We start from the raw sequence: 12,456 nt of genomic DNA, 5'->3' as shown, positions 1-12,456 counted from the left end.
TCTACCCATCGTGATCGATATCGCCTCTATCCAGACCGCCCGCGAAAACTTGCGCGGCCAGGTGCTGAAGACCCCCTTTACCCTGTCGCGCACGCTGTCCGACATCTTCGGCGCCGAGATCTGGCTGAAGTTCGAGAACCTGCAATTCACCGCGTCGTTCAAGGAACGCGGCGCGTTGAACCGCATGCTGACCCTGTCGGATGACGAGCGTGCCAAGGGCGTGATCGCCGTGTCGGCCGGCAACCATGCCCAGGGCGTGGCCTACCATGCGCAGCGCATGGGCGTGCCGGCCGTGATCGTGATGCCGCGTTTCACCCCCACGGTCAAAGTGGCCAACACCCGGCGCTTTGGCGCCGAGGTCGTGCTGGCTGGCGATACCTTCGACGATGCCAAGGCCCATGGCTACGAGCTGGCGCAAGCGCGCGGCCTGATCATGATCCACCCCTATGACGATGAAGCCGTCATTTCGGGACAAGGCACGGTTGCGCTGGAAATGTTGGAAGACCAGCCCCAATTGGACACGCTGGTGATCGCCATCGGCGGTGGTGGCCTGATCTCGGGCGTCGCCACGGCCGCCAAGGCCTTGAAGCCCGGTATCGAGATCGTGGGCGTGCAGACCGAACGCTTTCCGTCGATGTACGCCGCCGTCAAGGGCGTATCCATGCCGCAGGGTCTGTACACCATTGCCGAAGGCATCGCCGTGAAGTCGCCGGGCGCGCTGACCCAGCCGATCGTCAGCCGGTTGGTCGATCAGATCGAACTGGTCAGTGAAAGCGATATCGAGCACGCCATCGTCGTGCTGCTGGAAATCGAGAAGACCGTGGTGGAAGGCGCGGGCGCGGCTGGCCTGGCCGCGCTGCTGCGCGCGCAGGAGGCGGGCAGCGACCGCTTCAAGGGCAAGCGCATCGGACTGGTGCTGACGGGCGGCAACATCGATCCGCTGATGCTGGGCGAACTGATCGAACGCGGCATGGTGCGCGCCGGGCGCCTGGCCCGCATCCGCGTGGACTTGCGCGACCTGCCGGGCGCATTGGCCCACGCCACCAAGTTGATCGCCGATGCGCAGGCCAACATCACCGAAGTGCATCACCAGCGTGCCTTCACGTCATTGCCGGTGCGCAACGTCGAGGTGGACTTCGTCTTGCAGACGCGCGGGCCGGAGCACATCCTGGAAGTGATCGACATCCTGAACGCTGCGGGCTTCGCGGCCAGCAACCACGACCATTGACGGCCGCGCCAGCGGCATCGGCAGCAGAGGCTTGATGCCGACTTGACCGCAACCGTACCTTGATCCCGAACGCCCGCATCTTGCGGGCGTTTTCACTTTGGGCTGCCCGTTTCCGTTGGCTGTCGTCGAAAAAAATTTGTGTGGCGCATGCGCGGCAGAAAAATTTCTGCGCCACCCCTGGAACTTTTTTTGCCATCGCGAACATCCGCATGGTGCCTGCGTTGAAAGGAAGTTGAAGGGTATTTGAAAGCCGACATCGCGGCCAATCGAGAAAAAACTGTCCACTATTTGGCTTAGGGATATCCCGAAAAAAGTTATGGTTCTTCCGGATATTCGATATGTCGTCATGCGATTTAGCATCTCCCACTTCGCTTTTCCGCCTGTCATTCGTTCAGCGCGGAAAGGCGTCGCTATAAGCACGCGCCGTTGTTTCCAGTGATTGTTCGGCGCGTCAGACTAGGGAGACCGCAGCTTGATTAGAAACAGACAGGACTTTTGGTCCGGAGCCATGTTTATTGCTTTAGGAGGGGCCTTTTCCGCGCAGGCCACCGAATATTCCATGGGAAGCGCGGCCCGCATGGGACCGGGATATTTCCCGTTCTGGCTGGGCATCGTGCTGGCGCTGATGGGCGCGGTCGTGCTGATCAGCGCACTGGCAAAGAACGCCCAGACAACCACCATCAGCCGTTACGATTTCCGCATCCTCTTCCTGGTGGTGGGGTCAGTGGTGTTGTACGGTTTCGCGCTTCAACACCTGGGGCTTTACCTTTCAGTTTTCCTGCTGGTGCTCATCAGCAGTCTCGCCAGCCACGAATTCAACTGGAAAGTCGCCGTTGCCAACGGCCTGTTCCTCGTGGCGTTCTCCTACCTTGCGTTCATACGCGGCCTGGGCCTGATTTTTCCCCTGTGGCCCAGCGCATTCGCCAACTAGGAGACCGCAATGGAACTACTGCAAAACCTGATGCTGGGTTTCTCCGTGGCGTTCACGCCGGAAAACCTCAGCTATGCATTCCTGGGCTGCCTGCTGGGCACGCTGGTTGGTGTGTTGCCGGGCCTGGGCCCGGTGCCCACCATCGCGATGCTGCTTCCCATCACGTATGTGCTGCCGCCCACGGCCGGCTTGATCATGCTGGCGGGCATTTATTACGGCACCCAGTACGGAGGCTCGACGACGGCCATTCTGGTGAACCTGCCGGGCGAAACGTCCGCTGTGGTGACGGTGCTGGATGGTCACCAGATGGCGCGCAACGGCCGGGCCGGCGCGGCCTTGTCGCTTGCCGCCATCGGGTCATTCTTCGCGGGCAGCGTCGCCACCGTGTTGATCGCAGCGTTCGCGCCGCCGCTGGCGGAAGTCGCGTTTGCGTTCGGACCCGCCGAGTACTTTTCGTTGATGGCCCTGGGCCTGATCGGCGCTGTCGTGCTGGCTTCGGGGTCGCTGCCCAAGGCCATCTGCATGATCTTGCTGGGGCTGCTGCTGGGCATGGTCGGCACCGACGTCAATTCGGGCGTTGCCCGCTACGATTTCAGCATCCCGGAATTGCAGGACGGTATCGACTTCGCCATCGTCGCGATGGGCGTTTTCGGGCTGTCTGAAATCATGGCAAACCTGGAGCAAAAAGAGAACCGGGTCGAGATTACCGACAAGGTAGGTTCCCTGTACCCCAGCCGGCAGGAATTCCGCGAAGCGGCGCCCGCCATCGTCCGGGGCACCGCCCTGGGTTCGGCGCTGGGCATCTTGCCGGGCGGCGGTTCCGTGCTGTCGGCGTTCGCCTCGTACACGCTTGAGAAGAAGCTGTCGAAGCAACCCGAGCGTTTCGGCAAGGGGCATCCGGCCGGCCTGGCGGGCCCGGAATCCGCCAACAACGCGGGCGCGCAAACCTCTTTCATCCCGCTGCTGACGCTGGGTATCCCGGGCAATGCCGTCATGGCCTTGATGGTGGGCGCGATGACGATCCACAACATCCAGCCTGGCCCGCAAGTGATGACGAGCCACCCCGAGCTGTTCTGGGGCTTGATTGCGTCGATGTGGATCGGCAACCTGATGCTGGTGATTTTGAACCTGCCGCTGATCGGCATCTGGGTGAAGTTGCTGCGCGTTCCCTACCGCATGCTGTTCCCGGCGATTTTGGTGTTCTGCACAATCGGGGTGTATTCACTTAACTACAACGTGTTCGACATCTTCATGTTCGCTATCTTCGGCGTCATTGGGTATGTCTGGAGCAAGTTGGGCTGCGAGGGTGCGCCACTGTTGCTGGGCCTGGTCCTGGGTCCGATGATGGAAGAGAACTTCCGCCGGGCGCTGTTGTTGTCGCGAGGGGAATTCAGCACCTTCGTCACGCGCCCGCTATCCGCCACGTTGCTGGCGCTGGCCGCCATTCTGCTGGTACTGGTGATGCTGCCGGCGCTGCGCAAGAAGCGCGAAGAAACGTTCGTCGAGGTCGGCTGACCGCGGGGAACAAGCTTGGCTCCGGGTCTGGTGCGGTGCAAGCCGGCCAGGCCCTTTTTTTGCGCGCTTTTCAGCCCGCTTCTTCAGCCCTCTTTTTTTCAGCCCGCTTTTTTGTCCGTGTCGCGCGCCACCAGGCTTTTAAAGCCATACAGGCGTTCACGATGCAAGGTCGTGGACAGCGGCTCGGGCTCGCGGCCCAGCGCGACGTAGTCGGCGGGGATCTGGGCGATGGCTTCGCGCATGCGCTCGGCGTTGCCTTGCCACCATTGCAGCAGCATGCGGTCCGGGTTGTACACATCCAGCCCCTGACGGCGCAATTCCGACCGATTGAAATCCTTCAGGTTCCAGGTGGCGATCTGCACGACGGGCGGCTGTTGCAGGCCGCAGCGCGCGCGCCGGGCCAAGCCCGCGGCAATCACATGGAAGTCTTTCGGGTCGCTGTAGCGCAGCGACGCTTCATAGACCTGCGTGTCGGCTTCGTTGGCCTGGGGAAAGCGGGCGTTCATGTCGGCCCAGAACTCGGCCAGCACTTCCGGCGGAATGTCCCAGATGCGCGAGGCGTTGCGGCGCCACTCCTCGCCGATGCGCTCCGTCCAGACCGGAATGAACACGCCAGCCTCGGCCAGGCGCAGCAATAGCCGGCGCAGGATGCCGGACATCAGCACGCAGGCGTCCAGGACGATAAAGGGGGCAGGAGCGGCGGGAGCGGTCAAGATGGGGGAGGGTGAAAGGCCAAGGCCTTTTAACGGCAAGAATAGTGGTGCCCGAGACCGGAATCGAACCGGTACGGCCTTGCGGCCGAGGGATTTTCTTACCACTTCGGCTTTCGCCGCCAGCGCGAAAACGCTGTTCGTGGTCTGGAGCACGCCTTCACCATAGCCTTGCGGCCTTAGGTGCCCGCCGTCTGCTCTCTACACCTTCCCCGGTTTTTCAACCGGGGCTTGGCTCGGCGTTGGCTCGGAACAGGTCCAGGGCGTTCGCCGAATTTGACGGGCTACACCTTTGGAGTTTCCTCCAAAGGGCTCAAATTAGTTTAAGTCCCTTGTGTCTACCAATTTCACCACTCGGGCGTTGCGCGGCCCATGCAGGGCCGGCAGCGGGCGTGACTATACCATCTTGGGCGCAGGGGCATTGGCCCGCCCCGGGAAAATCCGGGTAAGCACGCCCCCGCTTAACGCCTATTTCCGGCCGAACAAGCGGCCCAGGAACCCGCGCGGCGAGGCAGCGGCCTCTTCCGCGGCCTGGGCCCGGCGCAGCGACAGGTCCTGGTAATTGGCTTTGCCGTTCTGCTGGTACGAGGCGGCGGCCTGGCGGAAAGCCATGGCCGATTCGGCATGGCGCTTCAAGTGGCCGTAGATTTCTCCCCGTGAAAAGAGGGCCCAACTGCGGTAGTCGGGATCCAGCCCGACCAGGCGGTCGCACGCGGCCAGGGCTGCTTCATACTGCTTGGCCGCATTCAACGCGTTGATGCGTTCGGCGTGCAGCGGGCCGCTGTCCGGCCACTTCACAAGAGCGCGATCGGCATCGGCCACGGCTTCGGCGCCGCGGCCCAGGTTCGTCAGGGCGTCGATGCGGACCCGGCGCCATTTCAGCCAGTCGGGGTCCAGGGAAATCGCTACTTCCGACAGAGGCAGGGCTTCGTCGTAACGTTCCAGGCGGGTCAGCATGTCGGCGGCGTTGCCGGGCAGGAAATCGTTGTCGGGCGCGATCTCGTAGCCGCGCAGGTAATAGGCCAACGCTTGCTCCCAGTTGCGCTGGTCACGCTGGGCGTTGCCCGCCACGAACAGCAATTGGGCGTCGCCGCTTTCCATCGGGTCCAGCCCTTGCAAGGCCTTTTCGGCCAGTTCGGGGTCGCCGCTGCGCACGAATTCGCGGGCCTGTTCCTTGCGGCCTTCCCAGCCGGAGTCCGACAGCGCGTCCAGATGCCGCCACAGCGGCGCGGCTTCGTCCGCGCGGCCCAGCCGGTGCAGGGACCGCGCCTTGCCTTCCAGCGGCCAATCCCAATCGGGCTCGCGGCGCAGCAGGCTGGTCCATTCCTCTACCGCGTCTTCATGGCGCTCCAGCGCTTGCAGGCACGAGGCCCGGTTGTGCTGGATGGCGTTTTCCTCGCCCAGGATCGCGCGGGCGCGGTCGAACATCGCGATAGCGTTCTTCAGGTCGCCCAGGCGGCGGTAGTTGTTGCCCGCGTCGTACAGGAACCCACCGTTATTGGGCGCCAGCGCGACGGCGCGCTGATGGTAGGGCAGCGCGTCCTGGTAGCGGCCAGCGTTATGCAGGTTGGAACCGATATAGCAATGCGGCGCCGCGGCGGACGGCCGCAATTGCGAGGCGCGGGTCCAGCATTCGATGGCGGCATCCAGGCGGCGGTCGTTGATCAGCAGATAGGCTTCGGACATCATCAAGCCGAAGTGCGAGGGCGCGCGCTGACGGCCTTCGCGCACGATGCGCCAGGCCTCCTGCTGTTCGCCCGCGTCATAGAGCGCGGTGGCGCGTACGCACAGGGCGTCGCTGCACTGCGGGTCCAATGCCAGCGACCGGGCCAGGTCGGCATCGCGCAGCGCGTGGGCGCCGCGCTTGTCGTGATAGCGGGCGCGCAGGGCCCACATTTCGGCGGAACCGGGCTGTTCGCGCACGCCTCGTTCGCACAAGGCAAGCATCTGCGCGTGGTCATGGCCGTCATCGGCGCGGTGGATGGCTTCGATCAGACTCGACATGCAAGGCGTTCCGTATTCAAGGGGCTAGCGCACAAAGGCGCCGGTGTCGTGGCGGCAGCTGTAGGGACGATCGGCGCGGGCGATGTCGTCGCTGCCGCATTGCCAGCGGCGGATGCCGCCGCCTTTCTTTTCCGCGCGCAGTTCCGGCAGGTACATCAAGTGTTTGCCGGCCAGCGTGGGGAACCCGTCAGTGCGAGGCTCGCCAGCGATCGTCAGCCGCATCACGCCGTTGACGGGATTGAACTCCAGCTTGGAGAATCCGCTGTTCTGTAGCGATTCCTGGGTCATGCCGATGTCGGCCATCGTTGCGGGGAAGGCCTTCTTGCTGCGGTAGTGGTTCTCGACCAGCATGCGGATGGGGTCCGACACGAGGTCGAACCGGCGGACGTCCGCGTGCAAGGGATTGTCGCCATCGCCCTGGCTCATCACGCCGACGCCGATCACCACGCCACCCAGCACCAGCGCCAGCACGCCGAACACGAAGAACAGGAATTTTCCTGTGCCGGTGACCGCGGGCGTCTTGGCGACCGCCGACTGAACCGCGCGCGGATGCGCCCGGCTGGCGACGACGTGCGTGCCGGCCAGGGCGTTGTGCATCGACCGTTCACCGAAGATGGCTTGCTGGATGTGGTGGAACAGGCCCGGCAGCGCAAGGTTGAGCGTGTACTTCAGCGTGTGGCGCCATATCGACCGCAGCAGACCGGGCGCTTGGGCCTTTCGGTTCACGACGCGCAACTTCAGCAGGCGTTTGCCGGGGGACCCGTTTGCCCAGGCGTCCATGAAGGCGGGCAGCAGCCAGCCGATCAGCCCCGCCAATACCGACAGCAGCACGGGGTGGGGCTGGCCGGTCAACCCTTCATAGGTCAGCGAGGCCGCCCAGATCAGGGTGAGGATCCCCGCCACCATGAACAGGCCGTCGATGACGGTTGCGCCAAGCCGGACCCAGATGCTGGGGAACACGGGCGCGTCCTGCGCCGGGGCGGCCCGTTTGGCGCGCGCCTGCGTGGGCGCGGGCGTGGCCGCAGCCGTTTTAACTGGCAACGGTGCTTGGCAACTGAAGCAAAGGGTATTGGAGGCCGGGTTCTGCCAGTTACAGCGTGGGCATTGCATGAAAGCGTGATCCGCGAAACGAAGGCCGCGTAGCGCGGCCGGACTGCGGATCATACCCAGGTCCTGTCTGCGGGAAAACCCCGATCCCTGCGGCGGCAGGCAAAGCAGGACACTTCGTGCCATGAAGCCCGTCCTGCCCGCATCTCCCGCCGCCCGCGACATCGACCCCGTTTCGCTCCGATTGTTCTTGTCGGCGCTGGAGGAGGGGAGTCTGGCGCGCGCCGCCGCCCGCGAGAACATCGTGCCGTCCGCCGTCAGCAAGCGCATGTCGGAAATGGAAGACGCCTTTGGCGTGCCGCTGCTGGAGCGAGGCGTCAAGGGCGTGCAGCCCACGCCGGCGGGCAATGCACTGGCGACCCACGCACGCCGGCTGCTGCAGGACATGGACCGCATGCATCGCGAGATGGCGGGCTTTGCGACCGGCGTGCGCGGGCACATTCGGCTGGCCGTCAGCGTGGCCGCCTTGTCGGGCGACCTGCCTGCCCAGATCCAGTCGTTTCGCCGGGCGTATCCACAAATCGACATCTCGCTGGAAGAAGACACGACGCAAGCGGCGTTCCGCGCCGTGCTGGACGGACATGCCGACGTGGCGGCGGGATCGGACTTCGGTCATGACGGCTTGCAGGTGTTCGCCTGCGGTCATTGCGAGCTGGCCGCCGTGGTGCCGGGCCAGCACCTGCTGGCGGACCGCGACGCATTGGATTACGCCCAACTGCTGCCTTTCGAACAGATCGAGCTGAACCGCGACAACGGCATCAGCAGCGTCTTCGAGCAGGCGGCCAAAGACGCGGGCCTGACGCGTCGCATCAGTGCACGCGTGAGTTCGCACGAAACCATCTGCATGCTGGTCGCGCGCGGCATGGGCGTGGCGGTGGTGCCCCAGTACCTGAAGGCGCGCCTGTCGCACCTGGACATCCGTTTCGTGCCGTTGACCGGCCCGTGGTCCAGCACGCCGATCTGTATTGCAGTGCGGGATCCGGATGCCTTGTCGCCCGCCGCGCGCGCCTTGCTGGCCCACTTGGGCGTGCTGCCGGCGGGCGAGAGCTAGGGGCAAACCCGGACGTTCCGAAACGAGAATGCCCCCATGCTGAAAGACCGCTACCCGCTCTGCCCGCTGGCCCGCGATGATGGGCGCATCCGCGGGGCGGCAAGGCGGTTTTCCGACGTTGCCGACCTGCATCCGACCATCCGGCACGCGAGAGGAAACGTTGATGAGCGCAGCACCGGCTTCACCCTTCATGGAGAGTTCCGAATTGCCCTTGCGGGGCATCAAGGTCCTGGAACTGTCCCACATGATCATGGGGCCGGCCGCCGGCCTGTCGCTGGCGGATCTGGGTGCCGACGTGATCAAGGTGGAACCCATCGATGGCGACCGCACGCGCCGCCTGAAAGGGTCGGGCAGCGGTTATTTCCCCGTGTTCAACCGCAACAAGCAAAGCCTGGCGATCGACCTGAAGTCGCCTGAAGGGCAGGACGTGGTGCGCCAGCTGGCCCTGCGGAGCGACATGGTGGTGGAGAACTTTCGCGACGGCAGCCTGGCCCAGTACGGGCTGGACTATGAATCCTTGTCTGCCGACAACCCGGGGCTGATCTATGTGTCGCTGAAGGGGTTTCTGTCAGGCCCGTACAAACATCGCACGGCGCTGGATGAAGTTGTACAGATGATGGGCGGACTGGCCTACATCAATGGCGGCGCCGACACGCCGCAGCGCGTGGCGGCATCGGTCAACGACATCCTGGGCGGCACCTTCGGCGTGGTGGGCGCGCTGGCCGCGCTGCACGACCGCCATGCCACCGGCCGCGGCCGTCATGTGCGCTCGGGCCTGTTCGAGAACAACCTGCTGCTGGTGGCGCAGTTCATCGCGCAATACCAATTGACCGGCACGGCGCCCAAGCCCATGGGCGCGGAGCGCAAACCGCCATGGGGCGTGTACGACGTATTCGAAACGGCGGACGGCCGCGTGTTCGTCGCGGTGGTGGGCGACGCGCAGTGGCGAAATTTCGCGCAGAAATTCCTGCCGCCGGAATGGGCCGCCGACCCGCGCCTGGCCACCGCCGTCGACCGCGAGGCCGCAAGGTCCTGGCTGGTGCCCGGCGTGGCCGAGATCCTGAAAACCTGGAAGACCGATGCGCTGTGCCAGGCGCTGGAGGACGCCAACCTTTCTTATGGACCGATCCGCCAGCCACACGATCTGCTGGACGACGCGCACCTGAACGCCGGGGGCGCGCTGCTCAAGACCCTGCTGCCCGACGGCAGCGAAATATCCACGGCCGCGCTACCCATCGAGTTCGACGGGCGCAAGGCCGGCAAGCGTTGCGATCCGCCGGTGCAAGGCGGCCAGACCCACGCCATTCTGCAAGGCCTGGGCCTGGATGCGGCGCGGATCGATGCGCTGCGCGCGGCGGGAGTCATCGCATGACCCGGCCGTAGCGCCAACGCCCTGTCGAGGCGGCGTCAGACCGCCAAGACATTCATCAAAGAGGAGACCCCATGATTCGAAAAATGATTGCGATGGCCGCGTTGGCCGCCGCCTGCACGGTGCACGCGCAGGACTATCCCAACAAGCCCATCCGCATCATCATCCCGTCCACCCCGGGCGGGGGCACCGACTACATCGGCCGGCTGATGAGCAACAAGCTGCATGAGCTGAACGGCTGGGCGGTGGTGCCAGAGAACAAGCCTGGCGCCGGCACGGCGCTGGGCCTGGCCGAAGCAGCGCGCGCGCCCGCGCAAGGGTATGACCTGGTGATCGGCCAATCCGACAACGTCACCTTGATTCCGCTGCTGATGAAGGTGGCCTACGACCCGGTCAAGGACCTGGTGCCCGTGGCGCTGGTGGCCACCACGCCGATGGTGCTGCTGGTGGCGGAGGCGTCGCCCTACAAGACCCTGCCCGAAGTGATCGAGGCCGCCAAGAAGGAACCGAACAAGATTTCCTACGGCACGTCGGGCACCGGCGGGGGCGTGCACATCGCCATGGAAATGCTGCAGCACGAGGCCGGTTTCAAGATGCAGCACGTGCCGTACAAGGGGTCGGCTCCCGCCCTGGCCGACCTGATGGGCGGGCATCTGCAGTTTGCCGGGTCGTCGATCTCGTCGGCGGCGTCGCTCATCAAGGCGGGCAAGGTGCGTGCGCTTGCCGTGACGTCGCCCAAGCGCAATCCCGCCTTGCCGGACGTGCCGACCGTGGCCGAGCTTGGCTACAAGGATTTCAGCGTGGTGACCTACTACGGTGTGCTGGCGCCGGCCAAGACGCCGGCCGACATCGTGGCGCGGCTGAACACCGATTTCAACAAGCTGCTGGCGCGCAAAGACGTGCAGGAGGCGCTGGCGTCGCAGGGGCTGGAAACAGACCCAGTCTCCAGCGCCCAGTTCGCCGCGCTGATCCAGTCGGACATCGGCCGGGCGCAGCAGACGATCAAGAGCGCGGGCATTGTGGTGCAGCAATAGTCCGGGGCACAGGCCGGCGTACACGACAGGGAGGGCATATGAATCAGGAAGTCAGGCTTTGCGAGGTGGGCCCGCGCGACGGGCTGCAAATGGCCAAGGGCATGATGCGGGCGGCCGACAAGCTGCGCTGGATCCGCCAGCTAGCGCAGGCGGGCTTGCGCGAGATCGAGGTGGGCAGCTTCGTATCGCCGCGGCTGGTGCCGCAGATGGCGGATACGGGCGCCATCCTGCCCGACGTCCTGCAGATAGACGGCCTGACCGTGTGTGCGCTGGCCTGCAACCTGAAGGGCGCCATTGCCGCCTACGAGGCGGGCGCGCACGTGCTGTCGTTTCCGATTTCGGTCAGCGACACGCACAGCCACGCCAACGTGGGCAAGGGCACCGACGCGCAAGTGGAGATGATGGCGTCCATTGTGGACTGGGTGCGATCGCAGCCGCGCCCCATGCGCATCGATGCGGCGGTGGCCACGGCGTTCGGTTGTTCGATGGAAGGCGATGTCGCCGTGCGGCGGGTGGCGTCGGTGGCCGCGGCGGTGGCGCGCACTGGCGTCGATGAAATCGCGCTGGCCGACACGGTGGGCTATGCGCACCCCGCGCAGGTGAGCGACGTGGTGCGCGCCACGCAGGACGCCGTGGGCAGCCTGCTGACCAAGCTGCACCTGCACGACACCATGGGCCTGGGCCTGGCGAACGCGCTGGCCGGCCTGAACGAAGGCATCCGCAGTTTCGATTCCTGCCTGGGCGGGCTGGGAGGTTGCCCGTTTGCCCCGGGCGCCTCGGGCAACATCGTCACCGAAGACCTGGTGTTCATGCTGGAAAGCATGGGCTACCGGACCGGCGTGGACCTTACCCGGTTGTTGGCCGCGCGCGCCTTGCTGGCCGACGCCTTGCCGCAAGAGACCTTGCGCAGCGGCGTGGCCGCGGCAGGCATCCCCAAGACGTTCCACGGCGCGGCGGCCGTGGCGGCCGCCGCGTAACGCCGCGCCGCGCGTTAGCGGTACACCAGCACCGGCACCGTGGAGTGCGCCAGCACCTTTTGCGTCTGGCTGCCCAGCAGCAGCGCGGCCATGCCGCTGCGGCCATGCGAAGTCATCGCGATCAGATCGCAGCCTTGCGTCAAGGCGATGTCGATAATGACCTGATACGGCGTGTCGCTTTCGCGCATTTCAGTCGTGCACGGCACGCCCAGGGCCTTGGCGCGGGCGGCGGCTTCGGTCAGGTACGAGCCGGCCAATTCCTTGGCCTGGTGTTCATACGTTTTGCGCACGCCTTCCAGCTGCACGGTTTCCATTGAAGGCATTTGGAAGCTGCCATAGGCCGTCACCACGGTGACGCTGGCCCCTAGCGCGCGGGCCAGGTCCAACCCTTGTTCCAGGCCGGTGTTGGCCAGGCTGGATCCGTCGATGGGGATGAGAATGTGCTTGTACATGGCAACCTCCTGGGATGGAGAGGGCGGCGCGGTCATGGCCGCCACGCGGGCGAAAACAACAGCCTCATACTACGCCCG

Annotated in this window: 12 protein-coding genes; 8 read left to right on the top strand and 4 right to left on the bottom strand. The window is 65.1% G+C overall.

Annotated features, from left to right (window positions below; all coding sequences use genetic code 11):
• The first annotated feature begins 10 nt into the window (after positions 1–10).
• The 4 genes from CQ050_RS02590 (at position 11) to CQ050_RS02580 (ending at position 3,674) form a co-directional block, all read left to right on the top strand.
• Entirely contained in the window at positions 11–1,228 is a 1,218-nt protein-coding gene (locus CQ050_RS02590) for a threonine ammonia-lyase (protein ID WP_105555260.1), read from the top strand.
• A 59-nt stretch (positions 1,229–1,287) separates the two neighbouring features.
• Positions 1,288–1,464 carry a hypothetical protein gene (locus CQ050_RS30800; RefSeq protein ID WP_158266033.1) on the top strand — a complete coding sequence of 59 codons (177 nt, stop codon included), beginning with the start codon at positions 1,288–1,290 and terminating at the stop codon, positions 1,462–1,464.
• Between the two features lie 272 nt (positions 1,465–1,736).
• Positions 1,737–2,159: a tripartite tricarboxylate transporter TctB family protein gene (locus CQ050_RS02585; RefSeq protein ID WP_105555259.1), complete on the top strand. Its 423-nt coding sequence runs from the start codon at positions 1,737–1,739 to the stop codon at positions 2,157–2,159.
• Positions 2,160–2,168: 9 nt separating this feature from the next.
• Positions 2,169–3,674: a tripartite tricarboxylate transporter permease gene (locus CQ050_RS02580; RefSeq protein WP_105555258.1), complete on the top strand. Its 1,506-nt coding sequence runs from the start codon at positions 2,169–2,171 to the stop codon at positions 3,672–3,674.
• Positions 3,675–3,772: 98 nt separating this feature from the next.
• On the opposite strand, the gene CQ050_RS02575 is transcribed toward CQ050_RS02580, so the two are convergent.
• The 3 genes from CQ050_RS02575 to CQ050_RS02565 all read right to left on the bottom strand — a co-directional run bounded on the left by CQ050_RS02575 (position 3,773) and on the right by CQ050_RS02565 (position 7,429).
• On the bottom strand, positions 3,773–4,387 hold the full coding sequence (locus CQ050_RS02575) for a PIN domain-containing protein (RefSeq protein WP_105555257.1): 615 nt from the start codon (positions 4,385–4,387) through the stop codon (positions 3,773–3,775).
• 465 nt (positions 4,388–4,852) lie between these two features.
• Positions 4,853–6,388: a tetratricopeptide repeat protein gene (locus tag CQ050_RS02570; RefSeq protein ID WP_105555256.1), complete on the bottom strand. Its 1,536-nt coding sequence runs from the start codon at positions 6,386–6,388 to the stop codon at positions 4,853–4,855.
• Positions 6,389–6,412: 24 nt separating this feature from the next.
• Positions 6,413–7,429 carry an RDD family protein gene (locus tag CQ050_RS02565; protein ID WP_105555255.1) on the bottom strand — a complete coding sequence of 339 codons (1,017 nt, stop codon included), beginning with the start codon at positions 7,427–7,429 and terminating at the stop codon, positions 6,413–6,415.
• A gap of 190 nt (positions 7,430–7,619) precedes the next feature.
• On the opposite strand from CQ050_RS02565, the gene CQ050_RS02560 reads away from it, so the two are divergent.
• The 4 genes from CQ050_RS02560 (at position 7,620) to CQ050_RS02545 (ending at position 11,926) form a co-directional block, all read left to right on the top strand.
• The gene (locus CQ050_RS02560; RefSeq protein WP_105555254.1) at positions 7,620–8,546 is read left to right on the top strand and encodes a LysR family transcriptional regulator; all 927 of its coding nucleotides are present in this window, start codon (positions 7,620–7,622) and stop codon (positions 8,544–8,546) included.
• Positions 8,547–8,709: 163 nt separating this feature from the next.
• Positions 8,710–9,918 (top strand): CaiB/BaiF CoA-transferase family protein, encoded by a 1,209-nt coding sequence (locus tag CQ050_RS02555; protein ID WP_105555253.1) that lies wholly within the window; start codon positions 8,710–8,712, stop codon positions 9,916–9,918.
• Between the two features lie 71 nt (positions 9,919–9,989).
• A complete protein-coding gene (locus CQ050_RS02550) occupies positions 9,990–10,949 on the top strand; it encodes a tripartite tricarboxylate transporter substrate binding protein (RefSeq protein WP_105555252.1) in 960 nt (319 codons plus the stop codon).
• A 38-nt stretch (positions 10,950–10,987) separates the two neighbouring features.
• Positions 10,988–11,926 (top strand): hydroxymethylglutaryl-CoA lyase, encoded by a 939-nt coding sequence (locus CQ050_RS02545; protein WP_105555251.1) that lies wholly within the window; start codon positions 10,988–10,990, stop codon positions 11,924–11,926.
• A gap of 14 nt (positions 11,927–11,940) precedes the next feature.
• Here CQ050_RS02545 and CQ050_RS02540 read toward each other — a convergent pair whose 3' ends face one another.
• Complete coding sequence (locus CQ050_RS02540; protein ID WP_105555250.1) at positions 11,941–12,378, bottom strand: universal stress protein; 438 nt, start codon at positions 12,376–12,378, stop codon at positions 11,941–11,943.
• Positions 12,379–12,456 lie beyond the last annotated feature (78 nt).

The sequence above is a fragment of the Achromobacter sp. MYb9 genome (assembly GCF_002975275.1).
Classification (GTDB): Bacteria; Pseudomonadota; Gammaproteobacteria; order Burkholderiales; family Burkholderiaceae_B; genus Achromobacter.
The sequence above is the reverse complement of the archived record's forward strand: the minus strand, read 5'-3'. Positions and strand labels throughout refer to the sequence as shown.